Below are 18,440 nucleotides of genomic sequence, written 5' to 3'. Positions count from 1 at the left end.
ATTTCGGCAATTCGGTGTAAGGTAGCTTGTTCTCTTAATTTAAATGCATCTCGAATGAAGATCAGAATCATCCTGGCCGCCGCGCTGCTGTCGTGCTCTTTCCTCGCGCAGGCCGAATCGAAGGTTCCGGCGCCGCTTTCCCTCACCAGCAATCTGCCCGTCAGCCCCCTGGTCAGCACCGGCAAGCTGGCCAACGGCCTCACTTACTACATCCATAAGAATCCGCGCCCCGAAAACAAGCTCGAACTGCGGCTGGTGGTCAAAGCCGGTTCCACGCTCGAAGACGACGACCAGCAGGGTCTGGCCCACTTCACCGAACACATGGCCTTCAACGGCTCCACTAATTTCAAACGCAACGAGCTGGTATCGTACCTGCAGTCGATCGGCGTCAAGTTCGGCGCCGACCTCAATGCCTATACCACCTTCGACGAGACGGTGTACATCCTTCCCATCCCTACCGACAACCCGAAAGTGGTGGAGCAGGGCTTCCAGGTGCTGGAAGACTGGGCCCACGGCCTGTCGATGAACGACGCCGACATCGACAGCGAGCGCGGGATCGTGCTCGAAGAACTGCGTATCGGCAAAGGCGTCGATGACCGCGTCAACAAGGTGCTGCTGCCCAAGGTGCTTAACGGTTCGCGCTATGCCGAGCGCCTGCCGATCGGCAAAGAGCCGATCATCCGCAACTTCAAGTACGACGCCCTCAAGCGCTTCTACCGCGACTGGTACCGCCCCGACCTGATGGCCGTGGTGGCGGTGGGCGATATCGACCCGGAGCAGGCGCAAAAACTGATCGAGCGCCATTTCGGCAAGCTGAAAAATCCGGCCAACCCGCGCCCGCGCGTGTACGCCACCATCCCCGAACGGCAGGAGTCCGAGGGCATCGTCGTCACCGACAAGGAGATGAGCACCAACACCATCTACATCCGCTACCCGATCCAGCCCTGGCCGGCCGAGAACACGCTGCACGACTACCGCCAGAAGCTGATCGAGGCCATCGGCGCCTTCATCCTCAGCCAGCGCATGTATGAACTGACGCAGCAGGCCAACCCGCCGTTCCTGCAGGGTGGCAGCGGCATGAGCAAGATCGTGCGCGGCTACCGTTCGTTCGGCGCCGGTGCGGTGCTGGGCAAGGGCGGCGTGGCGCCCGCCATCAATGCGCTGGTGGCCGAGGACGAGCGCGCGCGCCAGTTCGGCTTTACCGCGTCGGAACTGGACCGCGCCAAGAAGGGCATGCTGCGCACCTACGAGAATATGTACCAGGAGCGCGACAAGTCCGATTCGGCCGGCTACGCGGCCGAATACATCCGCAACTTCCTCGAGGGCGAGTCGATCCCCGGCGTGGTGGCCGAGTACCAGTATGCTCAGCAGCTGATCCCCGGCATCACGCTCGATGAAGTGAACGCGTCGATACGCGCGGCGATCCCCGACAACCAGAGCAAGCTGGTGATCTACACCGGCATCGACAAGCCGGGCGCACCCGCGCCCAAACCCGCCGATCTGCTGGCGCTGGCCACTGCCGCCGAGAAGATCAGCGTCAAGGCCATTGAGGACAAGGCGTATGGCAGCCAGCTGATGCCGGCCAAGCCCACGGCCGGCACCATCGTCAAGCAAACCACCAACGACAAGCTGGGCACCACCGACCTGGTGCTCAGCAATGGCGTGCGCGTGGTATTGCGGCCCACCGACTTCAATAACGACGAAGTGCTGATGGGCGGGGTGCGCTACGGCGGCTGGTCGCTGTTCGATGACCGCGACATCTTTGCCGCACACTACGCCAGCAGCATCGTCAACCAGATGGGCGTGCTCGATTATTCGCCCAACGACCTGGTGAAAATCTTGGCCGGCAAGAGCGTGAGCAGCAGCGCCCGCGTCAGCGCCCTCAATGAAGCGGTGCGCGGCGAATCGGGCCGCGACGACATCGAATCGATGCTGCAGCTGACGTACCTGCAAATGACGAGGCCGCGCAAGGATGTCACCATCTACAACGCCTTTGTCGACCGCCAGCGCGAACTGGCGCAGAACAACCTGGTGCGGCCGGAGTCGGTGTTCTACGATACCGTCAGCCGCACGCTGTACAACGACAGCCCGCGCGTGCGGCGCCTGGCCAGGCCGGCCGACTTCGACCAGCTCTCGCTCGACCGCGTGTTCGACCTGTACACCAGCCGCATGGCGAGCGCGCGCGACTTCACGTTCTTCATCGTCGGCAGCTTCGATGTCGAGCAGATCAAGCCGCTGATCGCCACCTACCTGGCCAGCCTGCCCACCGGGCCGATTGCCACGGCCTTCCGCGACGAAGGCATCCGCCCGGTGCGCGGCGTGGTCAAGAAGGAGGTGCGCGCCGGTTCCGAGCAAAAGAGCGTGATCTCGCTGTCGTTTACCGGCGAGGCGCCGTATTCGCGCGACGAGGCGCTGCGCATGCGGGTGCTCACCGAGGTCCTCAACATCAAGCTGATCGAAGTGCTGCGCGAGAAAATGGGCGCGATCTACAGCGCCGATTTGAGCGGCTCGCTCAACCGCCAGCCGTACGCCAGCTATGCGATCAACGCCAACCTGCCGTGCGCGCCCGAGAACGTGGACAAGGTGCTGGCCGCTACCTTTGCCGAGATCGACCGCGTCAAGCAGCACGGCGCGCTGGTGGCTGACCTGGACAAGGTCAAGGCATCGATGCTGCGCGCGTACCGCAAGGGTCTGCGCGAAAACGGCTACTGGATGGGCTCCCTGCAGAACGCCTTTGTCAACAACAGCGATCCCGAGGAAATCCTCAACTTCGAGCAGCGCCTGGCGGCGGTCACGCCGGCCGACGTGGCGCAGGCGGCGCAGCGCTACTTCGACCTGCAAAACTATGTGCAGGTGGTGCTGTATCCGGAAAAGTGAGCGAGCAGTCGGCGGGGCGCCTGTTACACTGGCGCCTTGCATTCACTACACGTAGCAGAGGCTTATCATGGCAAAGAAAAAAGAAGAACTGGACGAGGAAACCCTGGCGCTGATCCACTGGTGCATCGAGGTCGAAGGATTCCTGGTCGCCGGCGGCGCCACCTTGGACCAGGCGCAGGAGCATATCGAGGATGAAATCGAATGGTTCACCGACCAGTTTTATGATGGGCTCACTCCCGAAGAAGCTGCCAAGGAGGCCTTGGCTTAGTTAGCCGACCATCAGCCAGCCTTCAACGCACCATCAGCGCTTTCACCGCATCGAGCGCTGCGCTGCCGGTGCTGGTACACCGCACCTGGTTGCGGCCTTTTTCCTTGGCCACGTACATGGCGCGGTCGGCAGCGACGAACAGCGACTCGGTGTTATCGAGTTGGTGCGGCAGGATGGTGGCCACGCCGATGCTCACCGTTAGCCATGCCGACGTGGTCGAACGCGGATGCGGAATTTGCAGCGCTTCGATGTGGGCGCGGATCGCCTCGGCGAGCATGCGCGCCGCGTCGGCCGGGGTTTCGGCGAACAGCAGCACGAACTCCTCGCCGCCGTAGCGCGCCGCCAGGTCAGTCGTGCGCATCGCATGCGAATCGATGGCCTGCGCTACCTGCTGCAGGCAGGCGTCGCCGGCCGGGTGGCCCAGCGTGTCGTTATACAGCTTGAAGTGATCGACATCGAGCACCACCAGCGACAACGGCAGGCCGCTGCGCATGGAGCGCTGCCATTCCTTTTCCAGAAAACTGTCGAAGTGGCGGCGGTTGGCGATCTTGGTCAGCGGATCGACCATGGCCGCGCGCTGCAGCGCATCTTCCGATTGCTTGTGGTGGGTGATGTCGTGCAGCAGGCCGATGAACAGCGGCTGGCGCAGGTACATCGGCGTGAGCGTCAGGTCCATGCACACCGAGCTGCCGTTGCGGTGGCGGATGATCACCTCGCGCGTGCCGTGGTGGTGGGCGCCCTCGGGCGCGCCGGCGTAGCGGCTGAAATAATCGAGGTACTCCTGCGCCACCATGGGGTTGAGCAGGTCCGAGATATGGCTGCCGGCCAGCGCATTTTCGCGGTAGCCCAGGTATTTGTCGCAGGCCGGATTGGTAAACTGGATGCGCCCGTCGGCCTCGATGATCAGCAGGCCCTCGGCCATATTATTGACGATGGTGCGCAGGCGCTCGGCCTGTTCTTCCTGCGATTCCACGTTAACGCGGATCTGCAACTGGGTACGCACGCGCGCACTCACTTCGGCCATGCGCAGCGGCTTGGCGATGTAATCGACCGCGCCGAGATCGAAGCCGGCCACCACGTCGTCGGTGCCGGTGCGCGCACTCATGAAAATCACCGGGATGCGCGCGGTGGAAGCGTTGGCCTTCAACTGGCGGCAGGTTTCAAAGCCATCCATGCCCGGCATCATCACATCGAGCAGCACCAGGTCGGGATGGACGCGGCGCGCGATCTTGAGCGCGCGTTCGCCCGAGGTGGCGACGAAGGTCTGGTAACCCTGTTCGACCATCAGCTTGCGCAGCGCGGCGAGGTTTTCGGGCGCGTCATCGACGATCAGGACGGCGGCGTCGCGCCGGCCCGCCATGCCGAGGTCCTTGGGAGTCATGCCGCATCCTTACCCGTCGGGTGGACAGGGATGAATTGTGCACAGATAGACAATGTATTGCCCTGATGTAATAGTGGGGTTCACTTTAAATAATACAACTTTGAATGCTGTAAAGGTAGGAATTAGCTTCCGGTATTCTTCCGGCCGATGTGGCAATGCCACCGGGCGCCCCGGTTTCATCGGGTTCCTTCATTAATGCTGTTGATTGATTAATTTTTTTGGTCGGTTTGACCACTGTTTTGCGCGAACCGATACCGATATGGAATCGGCAAGTGTTGTATTTCTGCTTGGAAATACGGGCGGCGAGCGCCGCCCGGGAAGGTGCTAAGTTGCTAAGACGTTAAATCTTGGCTGCGATCAGCTTGCCGAGAATTTCGATGCCGCTGCGGATGCGCTCCGGCGCCACCGTCACGAACGACAGGCGCAGGGTGTTGGTGGCGGCGTCGTTGGCGTAGAACGGCGCGCCCGGCACGAAGGCCACTTTCTGCGCGATCGCTTCATCGAGCAGGGCGATGGCATTGATATGCTTGGGCAGCGTCACCCAGATGAACATGCCGCCCTCGGGCCTGGTCCACTCCACGCCACCCGGGAAGTACTGGGTCATGGCGTCGAGCATGACCTGGCACTGGTTGCCGTACAGGCTGCGGATTTTCGGGATGTGCTGTTGCAGGAATCCGTCCTTGATCACCTCGTGCACGACCATCTGGGTCAGTTGCGAGGTGTGCAGGTCGGCGGCCTGCTTGGCAAGCTCCAGGCGGCGCACCAGCGGCAGCGGCGCCACCACGTAGCCGAGGCGGATGCCCGGGGTCAGCACCTTGGAGAACGAGCCCATGTAGATCACGCCGTCCGGGTTCATCGCCACCATCTTCGGCAGCGGCTCGCCCTTGTAGCTGAGCGCGCCGTACGGATCATCTTCGATCAACGGCAGGCCCAGGCGGGCGCAGGTTTCCACCAGTTCCACGCGACGCTCGACCGACAGCGTGCGGCCGGTAGGGTTCTGGAAGTTGGGCAGCGCGTACAGCAGGCGCGCGCCTTCGGCGACCGGCGCCAGCGACGACGGCACCAGGCCGTTTTCGTCGGTGTCCACCGATTTGAATTCGGGACGGTACACCGAGAACGCTTGCAGCGCGCCCAGGTACGACGGCGTTTCCACCAGCACGCGGCTGCCTTCGTCGATCAGCACCTTGCCCAGCAGGTCCAGTGCCTGCTGCGAACCGGACGTCATCAGCACCTGTTCCGGGATGATTTTCGCGCCTTCGGTGGACAGCGAGTCGGCGATCCACTGGCGCAGTGGCAGGTAGCCATCGGTCGGGCCGTATTGCAGTGCCACTTTACCGTTTTCGCGCAGTACCTTGTCGTAGGCAACCTGCATCTCTTCGACCGGGAAGGTCAGCGGCGACGGCAGGCCGCCCGCGAACGAAATGATTTCCGGCTGCTGGGTGATCTTGAGGATCTCGCGGATGAACGAGGCTTGCAGCTGGTCCGCGCGTTCGGCGAAGCGCCACTGGATCGGGTTCGGGTTTTCGATTTTCATACGGGTCTCGCTATGGTGGGTTCAACGAGCGCGCTGGCGGCGCGCTTTTATATATATGTCAGGCAGCGTCCGACACTTCGGCGATCAGTTCGATTTCGACGCAGGCGCCCAGCGGGATTTGCGCCACGCCGAAAGCCGAGCGGGCGTGCTTGCCGGCGTCGCCGAAGACTTCGCCCAGCAGCTCGGAGGCGCCGTTGGTGACCAGGTGCTGCTCGGTAAAGTCGCCGGTGGAATTCACCAGGCTCATCACTTTGACGATGCGCTTGACGCGGGTAAGGTCGCCGCCGACGGCCGCTTGCAGCGTGCCGATCAGGTCGATGGCGATGGCGCGGGCGGCCTGTTTGCCTTCGGCGGTATCGATATTCTTGCCCAGCTGGCCGGTCCATACGCTGCCGTCGGCGCGCTTGGCGATGTGACCCGACAGGAACACCAGGTTGCCGGTCTGTGCGTACATGACGTAGGCAGCTGCCGGCGTTGCAGGTGCGGCCAGGGTGATATCGAGCGCTTTCAGTTTTTCGTATACAGACATGGGCTTATCCAAAAAAATTTGATCGGTGGTCCGTTATTGTACTCTTGACGCAGGCTGTGCCTGCAAACGCGGCAAAAACCAGATAGTCCACGGTTTCAACGCCGTTTTACCCCCATTTTGCGTCCGACGCCCACGACAGCGATCACGGCGATTGCGAAAACCACGGTTTGCCAGTCCAGCGCTTCCCCCAGGAACACGGCCGCGCCCAGCAGGCTCAAAAACGGCTGCACCAGTTGCACCTGGCCCACCCGGGCCACGCCGCCCAGCGCCATGCCGCGATACCAGAAGAAGAAGCCGATAAACATCGAGAATACGCAGGTATAGGCAAACCCGGCCCACGCGGCGGGATCGGCAGCCGCGATCTGGACGGCGTCGCGCCAGCACAGCCAGGCCACCACCGGCAACAGCAGCGGGGCCGACAGCACCAGCGCCCAGCAGATGGTTTGCTGGCCACCGAGGGTTTGCGACAGCCGGCCGCCGGCCGCGTAACCCATGGCCGCCAGCAGGACGGCGGCAAAAATTGCCACGTCAGCTGCATGCAGTCCGCCGCCGCCCTGGCGCAGGGCAAAACCGGCTACCAGTGCCGAGCCGACCAAGGCCATGATCCAGAATCCGCGCGACGGCTTTTCGCCGCCCAGCAATGCGGCAAACACGGCGGTGGCCAGCGGCAGGATGCCGACCAGCACGGCGCCGTGGACGGCGGGCAGGGTGCGCATGGCGACCGAGGTCAGCCACGGGAAGCCGATCACGCAGCCGAGTGCCACCAGCGCCAGCGGCCGCCACGCACTGCGCGGCGGCAGCGGCGCCCGTTGCCAGAACAGCCAGGCGCCGGCCAGCACCGCCGCGCCGAGCGCGCGCGCCAGCGCCACGAACATCGGCGACAGGCCGTTGGGCGCGAAGTCGGTGCCGCCGACCGCCAACCGGGTGAAGGGTAACGTCAGGCTGAAGATGGCTACGCCAATCAGGCCCAGCAGCATACCCCTGGTATCGTTGCTGGTGGGGACAGACGGGGCGAGGGTGTGCGTAGTCATATGGGTACCTGTGGTTGTGCAGTCTTCATGCTACGTGACAAAACCAGTACAGTGCCGGTACACTTGAGAACATAATGACTTGCACTGTGATGGCGAAATGACCAATACAAAAAACCTGCCCTCGATGCTGGGCGCGGCCGCGTCCCGCGCAGCGGAAGCCGTGGCCGAGGCGCTGGCGGCGCAGGCTGCGCGGGTGGCGGGGAAGGCGGCGGAACCCGTGGTCGGGACGGCGCCAGCGACCGGCCCGGTCGCGGCAGCAATGGCGCCGCCGGCGCCGCGACCCGCCGGCGGCGCCATGGTTGGCCTGCTGTCGCGCGACTCGGGCGAAACCCTGATCGACCAGATCGTCCGCTCGGTCGCGGCCCGCATCGACGAGCGGCTGTTGCGCGGCGGCGCGCGCATGCCGTCGATCCGTTCGTTTGCGGCCACCCATGGCGTGTCGCCGTTCACGGTGGTGGCCAGTTACGACAAGCTGGTGGCCGCCGGCTACCTGGAATCGCGGCGCGGCGCCGGCTTTTTCGTGCGCGAGCGCTTGCCGATGGCGCTCAACGCCGCCGAGCCTGGAATCACCAGCGCCGGCGCAGCGGATGCAGCGCTGGCAACCAAGCCGATCGACGTGGTGTGGCTGGTGCGCAATATGTTCCGGCAGATGCCGCACCAGCAAATGCCCGGCACCGGCGTGCTGCCGTCCGACTGGCTCGATGGCGCGGCGATTGCCAACGCCCTGCGCGCGGTCAGCCGCCAGAATGCCAATTTATTGCTCAGCTACGGCGTGCCGCAGGGCTTTCTGCCGCTGCGCCAGCAGTTGCAGCACAAGCTGGCCGAGCTGGAAATTGCCGCCGCCCCCGAGCAAATTCTCACCACCGCTGGCGTGACCCAGGCGCTGGGCCTGGTCGCCCGCGAGTTCACCCGCCCCGGCGACACGATTTTTGTCGATGATCCGGCCTGGTTCCTGATGTTCGGTTCGTTTGCGGCGCTGGGCGCCAAGGTGATCGGCATCCCGCGCCTGGGCGACGGCCCGGACGTGGCCCGGCTGGCCGAGCTGGCGGCCATCCACAAGCCCAGGCTGTACGTCATCAACTCGGTGCTGCACAACCCCAGTTCGACGTCGCTGTCGGCCGCCAAGGCGTTCCAGGTACTGAAACTGGCGGAGGAGCACGACTTCATCCTGGTCGAGGACGATATTTATTGCGACCTGCACCCGGGCAGCGCGGTGCAGCCGGCCACGCGGCTGGCCGCCCTGGACCAGTTGCAGCGCGTGATCTACCTCGGCGGCTTCTCGAAGACCATGGCAGCCAACCTGCGCGTGGGCTTTATCGCTACCTCGCCCGAACGGGCCGAGCGGCTGGCCGACCGCAAGATGCTTTCGACGCTGACCACCAGCGACATCGGCGAGCGGGTCGTCTATAAAGTACTGTCGGAAGGTTCGTACCGCAAGCATGCCGACCGTGTGCGCGCCAGGCTCGACAGCGTGCGCGCCAAGACCCTGCGCCAGATGGAGCGGGTGGGACTCAAGATCGTCCACGCCGCACCGGCCGGCATGTTCGTGTGGGCCGACGCCGGCTGCGACACCAACGCCCTGGCCGAGCGCGCCATGGCCGAACACCTCCTGCTCGCGCCCGGCAGCCTGTTCTCGCCGGCCCAGCTGCCGTCGACCTTCATGCGGTTCAATGTGGCGGCAATGCAGGAGCCGGCCGTGTGGCGTTTTCTCGAACGGGCAGTGGGAGCGGTAAAGTAGTCCTGCGCCCGCAGCGCTACTGATAAACGGTATATCTCACATAGGGAAATTGCGCGAATGAGTGATCCTGGTCTTGTGCCCGGGCCGGAACAAGAAATCCCGGCGCTACTAATTACGCTTGGTGAGTTAATTCGCCAGGCACGCCAGCGCGCGCTTCGTGCGGTGGATACCGTGCAGGTGCAAACCTGTTGGGAATTGGGGCGGCATATCGTTGAGTTCGAGCAGGGCGGTTCCGCCCGCGCAGCATACGGCAAGCGCTTGTTATCGGAACTGGCCAAGGCATTAACTGCCGAGTTTGGCAAGGGTTTCGATGCATCCAACCTGCGGTACATGCGCCTTTTTTATCAGGCGTTCCCAAAATGTGACGCACTGCGTCACGAATTGAGCTGGACTCACTATCGCACATTGCTACGGGTCGATAGCGAAACGGCCAGGGCCTGGTACATGAATGAAGCGGCGGTTCAGAACTGGAGTTCGCGGGCGCTAGAACGTCAGATCGGTACACTTTACTACGAACGCTTGCTAGCCAGCCAGGACCGTGCTGCCGTCGAACAGGAAGCACTGCAAATGACGGCAGCGAGCGCCAGTCCGCGGGAATTTGTACGCGATCCGGTGCTGCTGGAGTTCCTCGGTATGCCAGGAGCGGGGGTACTGCTGGAAAGTGAACTCGAACAGGCGTTAATGAGCCAGCTACAGGCTTTCCTGCTTGAACTGGGCAAGGGTTTTGCCTTCGTCGCTCGCCAGCAGCGCATCAGTACCGAGAGCCGCGACTTCTATGTCGATCTGGTGTTCTATAACTATCTGCTCAAGTGCTTCGTTATTTTCGACCTTAAGCGAGGCGAGCTCAGTCATCAGGACATCGGGCAAATGGATATGTATGTCCGCATGTACGACGAGCTTAAACGTGGACCGGACGATAACCCTACCGTCGGCATCATATTGTGTTCGCATAAGGACGCCTCGGTGGTTCGCTATTCTGTCTTGCACGGTCATGAGCAATTGTTTGCTAGTAAATATAAACTCATCTTGCCCAGCGAGGACGAGCTGCGCGCAGAACTCGACCGTGAGCGCGCCCAACTGCAACTGGCGCAACGGCACAATGGCGACAGCTAACATAGGTTCTCAGCATCGCGCAGCCGGCCTTTGCGCCCAAGGCGATACAGGCGTTATCATTCTGGCGCCCATGGTGCAGGGGCGGCCTTGAAATTCTTGTGGGCAGCCCCATAACCGGGACACCAACAAACATTTTCCAACGAGGACATAATGACGGCACCAGAAAAACAAACCCTTGGCTTTCAAGCGGAAGTAAAACAGCTGCTGCAGCTGATGATCCACTCGCTGTACTCGAACAAGGAAATCTTCCTGCGCGAGCTGATCTCCAACGCCTCCGATGCCTCGGACAAGCTGCGCTTTGAAGCGATCAACAACGACGCCCTGTATGGCAACGACCACGAGCTGAAAATCAAGGTCGGCTTCGACAAGGCTGCGCGCACCATCACCATCTCCGACAACGGCATCGGCATGAGCCGCGACGAGACCATTTCGCACCTTGGCACCATCGCCAAGTCGGGCACCAAGGAATTCTTCGGCAAGCTGTCGGGCGACCAGCAAAAAGACGCGGCCCTGATCGGCCAGTTCGGCGTGGGCTTCTATTCCGGCTTCATCATTGCCGACAAGATCACCGTGGAAACCCGCCGTGCCGGCCTCGACGCCTCGGAAGGCGTGCGTTGGGAATCGGGCGGCGAGGGCGACTATTCGATCGAGCAGATCGAGAAAACCGGCCGCGGCACCGACATCATCCTGCACCTGCGCGAAGGCGAGGACGAGTTCCTGTCGTCGTGGAAATTGAAATCGATCATCCGCAAGTACTCGGACCACATCTCGCTGCCGATCGTGATGCAGAAGGAAGAGTACGACGAAGAGCAGAAGGAAACCGTGCTCAAGGATGAGACCGAAACCGTCAACCAGGCCAGCGCCCTGTGGGCTCGCAGCAAGTCCGAGATCACGCCGGAACAGTACGACGAGTTCTATAAACACGTGTCGCACGACTTCCAGTCGCCGCTGACCCACACCCACAACCGCGTGGAAGGCCGCAGCGAGTACACCCAGCTGCTGTACATCCCGGCCAAGGCGCCGTTCGACCTGTGGGACCGCAACAAGCGTGGCGGCCTCAAGCTGTACGTCAAACGCGTGTTCATCATGGACGACGCCGAGCAACTGATGCCGACGTACCTGCGCATGGTCAAGGGCGTGATCGACTCGGCCGACCTGCCGCTGAACGTCTCGCGTGAAATCCTGCAGGAATCGCGTGACGTGCGCGTAATCCGCGAAGGCTCGACCAAGCGCGTGATCGGCATGCTGGAAGAACTGGCCAACTCGGACGAGCAAGAGAAGAAAGACAAGTACACGACGTTCTGGACCGAGTTCGGCCAGGTGCTGAAAGAAGGTATCGGCGAGGACGCGGCCAACAAGGACCGCCTGGCCAAGCTGCTGCGCTTTGCTTCGACCGCCAACGACAACGACGCGCAGACCGTTTCGCTGGAACAGTACCTGGCGCGTGCGAAAGAAGGCCAGGACAAGATTTATTATGTCACCGCCGACAATTATGTCGCGGCCAAGAACAGCCCGCACCTGGAAATCTTCCGCAAAAAAGGCGTGGAAGTGCTGCTGCTGACCGACCGCGTCGATGAATGGATGTTGTCGTTCCTGACTGAGTTCGATGGCAAGGAACTGGTGTCGGTGGCCAAGGGCGGCCTGGACCTGGGCGCGCTGGAAGACGAAGCCGAGAAGAAAGAGCACGAAGAAACCCAGACCTCGTACCAGGACCTGGTGGGCAAGATGAAGGAAGCGCTGGCGGACAAGGCCAAGGACGTGCGCGTGACGTTCCGCCTGACCGACTCGCCAGCCTGCCTGGTGGCGGACGAAAACGAACTGTCGGGCAACCTGCTGCGCATGTTGAAAGCAGCGGGCCAGAACGCGCCGGAATCGAAGCCCATCCTGGAAATCAACCCGGACCACCCGCTGGTCCAGCGCTTGAAGGCGGAAGATGTGGCCAGCTCGTTCAACGATTGGGCCAACATCCTGTTCGACCAGGCCTTGCTGGCCGAAGGCGGCTCGTTGGCCGACCCTGCGTCGTTCGTCAAACGCTTGAATGAATTGCTGCTGAGCGCGAAGTAAGTTGCGTTAATCTTGCCGCGCAAGCGGCAACCCGGTTGCTCCGAAAGGCCCGTCAGGTTCGACGGGCCTTTTTTCATTCACCCGCTGTAGCGGGCGCCTGCGTAATGCCAGGGGCCATCGGCCACGCCATCGACGTCAGCGTCCTTGCTTTCCCCCTCATGCATGCCGCTGCGCACCCACAGGCCGTGGCGCTTGCCGCTGACATAGTTGCCGCGTTCGATCACGGCATTGTCGTCCCACGCCAGGCTGTACAGGACGGAGGCGCCGTGCGGCTTGCCGTCGAACTCTTGCGGCGCGGTTTCCCTGGTCAGTTGTAGAATGGTGCGGCGTGGACCAGGCAAGCAGGAGAAACCAGCGCTGCAGCCAGCAGCGCGGTACGACATGCATGCCGCATTCAGTCCCCTGCCGGCGTCAGGCTGGCGCAAAACGCGGTCAGCAACTGCGCACCTTCGGGCCACGCGCCGTAGCCGGCATCGCCGTTGATGTGGCCGGCGTCGCCAATCTCCTTGAAGTCGCTACCCCAGGCCTGGGCAAACTGGCGCGCGCGGGCGATATCGACGTAGGGGTCGTTGGTGCTGGCAACCACCAGGGTAGGGAAGGGCAGCGGCGCCAGTTGCATCGGCTCGAAGCCGGTGGTGCAGTCGGGGTAGGACGGTGCGTCGGTGTCGGACGGGGCCACCAGGAAGGCGCCGGCGACCTCGTGCGGCGAGCCTGATGCAGCCCAGCGCGTGACCAAGGCGCACGCCAGGCTGTGGGCGACCAGGACCGGCGGCGTGGCGCAGCGGGCGATGGCAGCGTCCAGTTCGGCCACCCATTCGTCGCCATCAGGCGTTTCCCAGTCGCGGTGGGGAACCCGCACCCAGTCCGGGTGCTGTTGTTCCCAGTGGCTTTGCCAGTGCGCGGGGCCAGAGTTCCACAGGCCGGCCAGTACCAATATCGCCATACATGCTCCCGATTAAGTGATCTATAGAAACACGATTCTACCTAAACATTGCCTTTCCAGCATCAAATCCAGCCAAAAAGCCCTGTAAGAAAATTTTTTTGAAATTTTTTCAAAAAAAATCAAAAAACCCCTAAAGTTCCCCCGAACGCTGCCGTTACCAGATTCAAGATGCGGGAAAAAGTAGGTAAAGACCCCATCGGGTTGCAGAAAGGTAGTCGAAAATAATTAAAAATTTTTTCGTGGAAACCCTAAAGTTCTCCAAGACGCTGCCGTAACCGGGTTAGATGTAGCAAAAAAGCGTCGCTCGCATGAAGTTTTTCGGTCTAGTTTCAGTACTTTTCCAGGACTTTTTTGAACACTGCCAGCCACCAAAAATCTACGCCGCAAGGGCGTAGAATCTCGATTCGCGAGTGTTTGTAAGACAAACACCGACGGATCGCGTTCGCTATTTCCCGACGGAAAATACGGAAGTACACCTCTACTCGTATTTTTGTTGCTCCCGCAGAATGTATCTCACTGGAAACGTAATTCCACAGTGAAATATACGAAGCACACGAACTACTGGGAGATGGAAATGACCGCAAACGATATGATGGCTGAGATTCGCGATGCTAACCTGAGCTACCTGATGCTCGCGCAGCAAATGATCCGCGCTGACAAAGTCACCGCGATCTTCCGTCTCGGCATCGCTGCCGAAATCGCCGAACTGATCGAAGGCATGAGCAATGCCCAGATCCTCAAACTGGCAGGCGGCAACATGATGCTGGCCCGCTTCCGCTTCGACGACAGCGCCATCCTGTCGATGCTGACCAACTATAATAAAGACCGCAACCTGGCGCAGTCGCACGCCGCCATCCTGATGGCCGGCCAGGCCGTTGAAGAAATCGCGTAATTCGCTTTATTACCTTATCTATCAGCAGCCGGGAGCCCAGATCATGACCAAGAAAAGCGTAGTCTCCGAAGCCCAGGAAATCCAGCTGGCAATCGAACTGATCCAACTGGGCGCACGCCTGCAGTTGCTGGAATCGGAAGTGTCGCTGTCGCGCGAGCGCCTGCTCAAGCTCTATAAAGAGCTGCGCGGTGTGTCGCCACCGAAAGGCATGCTGCCGTTTTCGACCGACTGGTTCCTGACCTGGCAGCCGAACATTCATTCCTCGCTGTTCATCAATATCCACCAGTTCCTGGTCACCCACGCTGGCGCTTCCGGCATCCAGGCCGTGATGAAGGCTTACCAGCTGTACCTCGAACAAATGCCGCCGGCCCCGGGCGAAGAGCCGCTGCTGTCGCTCACCCGCGCCTGGACCCTGGTGCGCTTCTTCAGCAGCAAGATGCTGGAAACCGCGCCGTGCAATAAATGCCAGGGCAAATTCGTGGTCAACGCCATGGACCTGCACGGCAGCTACGTCTGCGGCCTGTGTCACATGCCTTCCCGCGCCGGCAAGACCAAGGCCGCGCAAAAAGCGCGCGATGCCGAGCTGGCCGACGCCGACGCCTTGGCCGCCTGATCCGGCAGCCAGTCTTTACTGTCGTACCTGCTACTTGCCCAGCCCATCCTACCTCTCCCGACTGGTCCGCACGCCCGCCGTGCGGGCCTTGCTGGTCCAGTGCGGCGCCGCGCCGCTCACGCTGGCGCTGGTATACCTGCTGGCCTCGCTGCGCCTCCCCTGGTTTTATCCCGTTAATTATCTGACCGTCGCCGTCATCCACGGCCTGGTTGCGGCTGCCATTACCTGGCGCGTCGGACTGGCGCCGTGGTGGCGCGTGATCGAGTTCCTGTTTCCGCTGGCGGTGCTGGCAGCGCTGGCGCTGCAATTGCCGTCGTGGATCTTCCTGCTGGTGTTTGTGATCTTGCTGGGCTGGTACTGGTCCACCTTCCGTACCCAGGTGCCTTATTACCCGTCCAATCCCGCCGTGTGGGATGCGGTGCGTCAGCAGTTGCCGCCGCCATCGACCAGCGGCAAGCCGCTGCGCGTGATCGATATCGGCAGCGGTCTCGGTGGTTTTGTGTTGTACCTGGCCAGGGTGCGGCCCGATATCGAGGTGGTCGGTATCGAGCTGGCGCCGTTTCCCTGGTTGTATAGCTGGCTGCGCGCGCGGCTATCTGGCAGCCGGGCCCGGTTTATCCGGGGCGATTACGAACAACTCGATTTCGGCCAGTTCAACCTGGTGTTTGCCTACCTGTCGCCGGCCGTGATGGGGGCATTGTGGCGCAAGGCCGAGGCGGAAATGTGTCCTGGTGACACTTTAATAAGCTATGAGTTTGCAATTGAGGGCCGCATGCCCGAACTCGTCATTCACACCACAAACGGGTCAACTCCCCTCTATAAATGGTGCTTTTAAGCATCATTAGGCGTTATTCGCTTGCCCGGGGGCACTCAGACACGCTATTGTAGTTCTACACGTAAATTTTATGAAATCGGGCCGCCGCAAGTTAATGTTTTGGCCCTTTTTCTTTTTCGGGAGTCTTACTTGTTTGTCATCATCGGTTATGTAGTCATCATGGTCGGCGTCTTTGGCGGTTACGCCATGGCGGGCGGGCACCTGGCTGCGCTGTTCCAGCCGCTCGAACTGGTGATGATCGGCGGCGGCGCTTTTGGCGCCTTCATTGCCGGTAACAATGCCAAGACCATCAAGGCGACCATGGGCGCCTTGCCCAAGCTGCTCAAGGGGTCGCGCTTCAATAAAGACCTGTACATGGAGCTCATGTCGCTGATGTTCGACGTGCTGTCCAAGGTCCGCAAAGAGGGCCTGATGTCGATCGAAGGCGATATCGACAGCCCCGAACAAAGCCCTGTCTTCTCCAAGTACCCGAGCGTACTGGCCGACCATCACATCGTCGAATTCATCACCGACTATCTGCGCCTGATGGTGTCCGGGAATATGGATGCGTTCCAGATCGAAAACCTGATGGACAACGAGATCGATACCCACCACCACGAGGGCGCCGCACCGGCCCACGCGATTGCCCGCCTCGGCGACGGCATGCCGGCTTTCGGTATCGTGGCGGCGGTGATGGGCGTGGTCCACACGATGGAAAACGTCGGCTTGCCGCCGGCCGAGCTGGGCATCCTGATCGCCCACGCACTGGTTGGTACCTTCCTCGGTATCTTGCTCGCGTACGGCTTCGTGGCGCCGCTGGCCAGCCTGCACGAACAAAAGCTGGAAGAAGAAACCAAGATGTACCAGTGCGTCAAAGTCATCCTGTTGGCCAGCCTGAACGGCTATGCGCCGGCGCTGGCCGTGGAGTTCGGCCGCAAGGTGCTGTACTCGACCGAGCGGCCGTCGTTCAGCGAGCTGGAAGACCACATCAAGAAATCGAAATCGAAGTGATGAATTTTCTGATGCTGGTCCAATTAAGGAACTGCCATGGCTGAAGAAGGCTTACGGCCCATTATTGTCAAACGGATCAAGAAGCACGGCGGCGGTCATCACGGCGGCGCGTGGAAGATCGCCTATGCCGACTTCGTGACGGCAATGATGGCGTTCTTCCTCTTGATGTGGCTGCTCGGCTCCACCACCAAGGGCGACCTGAACGGCATCTCCGAATATTTCAAGACGCCATTGAAGGTGGCGATGCAGGGCGGCTCGGGCAGCGGCGACAGCAGCTCGGTGATCCAGGGCGGCGGCACCGACCTGACCCGCAAGACCGGCCAGGTCAAGGCCAGCGACAATCCGACCGAACAGAAAACCTACAACCTCAACGCGGCCAAGAAGGCGCTCGAGGCCGAGGAAAAAGAGCGCCTGAAAAACCTCAAGCAAAAGATCGAGCAAAAGATCGACGCCAACCCGGTGCTGACCAAGTTCAAGAACCAGCTGCTGCTCGATATCACCAGCGAAGGTTTGCGGATCCAGATCGTCGATGAACAGAACCGGCCGATGTTCAATTCGGCGCGCGCCGAGCTGCAACCGTATTTCAAGGAAATCCTGCACGAGATCGGCTTCGTGCTGAACGACGTGCCGAACCGCATCGGCCTGACCGGCCACACCGATTCCACGCCGTACATGAGCGAGACCGGTTACAGCAACTGGGAATTGTCTGCCGACCGCGCGAACGCCTCGCGCCGCGAGCTGATCGTCGGCGGCATGGCCGATGCGAAAGTGCTGCGCGTGGTAGGGCTCGCTTCTGCCGCCAACCTCGACAAGGCCGATCCGTTCAACCCGATCAACCGCCGCATCAGTATCCTGGTGATGAACAAGCGCACCGAGGAAAGCGTGATCCGCGATGGTGGCCGCCAGATCGAGGTGGGCGCGGAGGAGGGCACGGTCGAGGAGGCGCCGGCAGCGCCGCCTTCGGGGCCGCCGGTGCGCAAGTAACGCCAAAGTAACGCCAACGTAGCGACAACGCAGCAAGCAGTAATCACGAGACTTATATGACGAGAAAAAAAATCCTGGGGTCGCATGTCAAACGCCTGATGTCGGGCGTGTCCGACCACGGGCGCAAGCATCTGACCGAGGTCGAGACCGACCTGATCCAGACCCGGCTGCTGCTGGAGGAAGCGATCGACAAGCTCTCCTTCAACTTCATGGCCATCCACCAGGCGGTGGCGGGTGAACAGCCCACCATCCAGAAGCTGCTCGACGGCGCCGACATCACGGCCGAGCAGCGCACCCAGCTGGAAGCGCTGCCCAGCCAGGTGGGCGGTTACGTGAACGCGGCCGTGGTCAGCCTGCAATTCCAGGACATGACCAGCCAGTTGATCGACCGTACCCTGAAACGGGTGACCGGCCTGCGCGAGTTTCTCGGCACGCTGGGCGAACATGGCGCCGAGATGGTGCCCGAGAGCGATAACGAACAGATCGTCGAATTGCTCGGCAAGGTGAGCATGGCGCTGGCCATCCAGAGCCTGGAATTGCGCAGCGTGCTGCGCAAGGCCGTACACCAGCAACACATGGAGAGCGGCGACATCGAACTGTTCTAAGGGCCCCCGGCCCGGAACACCGCCGATACGATAGCAACAAGCC

At 61.6% G+C, this 18,440-nt stretch carries 17 protein-coding genes; 11 read left to right on the top strand and 6 right to left on the bottom strand.

What is annotated here, in order from left to right; genetic code table 11:
- Window positions 1-54: 54 nt before the first annotated feature.
- Both SR858_RS17300 and SR858_RS17295 read left to right on the top strand, forming a co-directional pair.
- Window positions 55-2,877 carry a M16 family metallopeptidase gene (locus SR858_RS17300; protein WP_019920242.1) on the top strand — a complete coding sequence of 941 codons (2,823 nt, stop codon included), beginning with the start codon at window positions 55-57 and terminating at the stop codon, window positions 2,875-2,877.
- A gap of 67 nt (window positions 2,878-2,944) precedes the next feature.
- Window positions 2,945-3,145, top strand: a complete 201-nt coding sequence (locus tag SR858_RS17295) for a hypothetical protein (RefSeq protein ID WP_019920241.1) — start codon at window positions 2,945-2,947, stop codon at window positions 3,143-3,145.
- 22 nt (window positions 3,146-3,167) lie between these two features.
- Here the strand turns inward: SR858_RS17295 and SR858_RS17290 are convergent, their stop codons facing one another.
- From SR858_RS17290 to SR858_RS17275, 4 genes are all read right to left on the bottom strand, one after another.
- Window positions 3,168-4,526, bottom strand: a complete 1,359-nt coding sequence (locus SR858_RS17290) for a diguanylate cyclase domain-containing protein (protein ID WP_019920240.1) — start codon at window positions 4,524-4,526, stop codon at window positions 3,168-3,170.
- Between the two features lie 340 nt (window positions 4,527-4,866).
- A complete protein-coding gene (locus SR858_RS17285; protein WP_019920239.1) occupies window positions 4,867-6,060 on the bottom strand; it encodes an aminotransferase-like domain-containing protein in 1,194 nt (397 codons plus the stop codon).
- 58 nt (window positions 6,061-6,118) lie between these two features.
- Window positions 6,119-6,589 carry a RidA family protein gene (locus SR858_RS17280; protein WP_019920238.1) on the bottom strand — a complete coding sequence of 157 codons (471 nt, stop codon included), beginning with the start codon at window positions 6,587-6,589 and terminating at the stop codon, window positions 6,119-6,121.
- 95 nt (window positions 6,590-6,684) lie between these two features.
- Window positions 6,685-7,620, bottom strand: a complete 936-nt coding sequence (locus SR858_RS17275) for a DMT family transporter (RefSeq protein ID WP_026636988.1) — start codon at window positions 7,618-7,620, stop codon at window positions 6,685-6,687.
- Window positions 7,621-7,717: 97 nt separating this feature from the next.
- Between SR858_RS17275 and SR858_RS17270 the strand changes: the two genes are divergently transcribed.
- The 3 genes from SR858_RS17270 (at window position 7,718) to htpG (ending at window position 12,535) form a co-directional block, all read left to right on the top strand.
- Entirely contained in the window at window positions 7,718-9,358 is a 1,641-nt protein-coding gene (locus SR858_RS17270) for an aminotransferase-like domain-containing protein (RefSeq protein WP_407654676.1), read from the top strand.
- Window positions 9,359-9,415: 57 nt separating this feature from the next.
- Window positions 9,416-10,471, top strand: a complete 1,056-nt coding sequence (locus tag SR858_RS17265) for a PDDEXK nuclease domain-containing protein (protein WP_019920235.1) — start codon at window positions 9,416-9,418, stop codon at window positions 10,469-10,471.
- Between the two features lie 150 nt (window positions 10,472-10,621).
- Window positions 10,622-12,535, top strand: a complete 1,914-nt coding sequence (gene htpG, locus SR858_RS17260; protein WP_019920234.1) for a molecular chaperone HtpG — start codon at window positions 10,622-10,624, stop codon at window positions 12,533-12,535.
- A 77-nt stretch (window positions 12,536-12,612) separates the two neighbouring features.
- Here htpG and SR858_RS17255 read toward each other — a convergent pair whose 3' ends face one another.
- Together SR858_RS17255 and SR858_RS17250 are read right to left on the bottom strand one after the other, a co-directional pair.
- Window positions 12,613-12,876, bottom strand: coding sequence for a toxin-antitoxin system YwqK family antitoxin (locus SR858_RS17255; RefSeq protein ID WP_154819723.1), 264 nt, complete (start codon window positions 12,874-12,876; stop codon window positions 12,613-12,615).
- 53 nt (window positions 12,877-12,929) lie between these two features.
- A complete protein-coding gene (locus tag SR858_RS17250) occupies window positions 12,930-13,478 on the bottom strand; it encodes an RBBP9/YdeN family alpha/beta hydrolase (RefSeq protein ID WP_040377297.1) in 549 nt (182 codons plus the stop codon).
- A gap of 574 nt (window positions 13,479-14,052) precedes the next feature.
- Here SR858_RS17250 and flhD point away from each other — a divergent pair.
- The 6 genes from flhD to SR858_RS17220 all read left to right on the top strand — a co-directional run bounded on the left by flhD (window position 14,053) and on the right by SR858_RS17220 (window position 18,397).
- Window positions 14,053-14,370, top strand: coding sequence for a flagellar transcriptional regulator FlhD (gene flhD / locus SR858_RS17245; protein WP_026636987.1), 318 nt, complete (start codon window positions 14,053-14,055; stop codon window positions 14,368-14,370).
- A 43-nt stretch (window positions 14,371-14,413) separates the two neighbouring features.
- Window positions 14,414-14,983, top strand: coding sequence for a flagellar transcriptional regulator FlhC (flhC, locus tag SR858_RS17240; protein WP_019920230.1), 570 nt, complete (start codon window positions 14,414-14,416; stop codon window positions 14,981-14,983).
- A 34-nt stretch (window positions 14,984-15,017) separates the two neighbouring features.
- Complete coding sequence (locus tag SR858_RS17235) at window positions 15,018-15,818, top strand: class I SAM-dependent methyltransferase (RefSeq protein ID WP_040377296.1); 801 nt, start codon at window positions 15,018-15,020, stop codon at window positions 15,816-15,818.
- A gap of 129 nt (window positions 15,819-15,947) precedes the next feature.
- Window positions 15,948-16,808: a flagellar motor stator protein MotA gene (motA, locus tag SR858_RS17230; RefSeq protein WP_019920228.1), complete on the top strand. Its 861-nt coding sequence runs from the start codon at window positions 15,948-15,950 to the stop codon at window positions 16,806-16,808.
- A 36-nt stretch (window positions 16,809-16,844) separates the two neighbouring features.
- Complete coding sequence (gene motB / locus SR858_RS17225) at window positions 16,845-17,792, top strand: flagellar motor protein MotB (protein WP_019920227.1); 948 nt, start codon at window positions 16,845-16,847, stop codon at window positions 17,790-17,792.
- 56 nt (window positions 17,793-17,848) lie between these two features.
- Complete coding sequence (locus SR858_RS17220) at window positions 17,849-18,397, top strand: hypothetical protein (RefSeq protein WP_026636985.1); 549 nt, start codon at window positions 17,849-17,851, stop codon at window positions 18,395-18,397.
- The last annotated feature ends 43 nt before the right edge of the window (window positions 18,398-18,440 follow it).

The organism is Duganella zoogloeoides (genome assembly GCF_034479515.1).
In the GTDB taxonomy this organism is placed as follows: domain Bacteria; phylum Pseudomonadota; class Gammaproteobacteria; order Burkholderiales; family Burkholderiaceae_D; genus Rugamonas; species Rugamonas zoogloeoides.
Note: the sequence above shows the minus strand (reverse complement) of the source record. Positions and strands in the feature narration are given on the sequence as shown.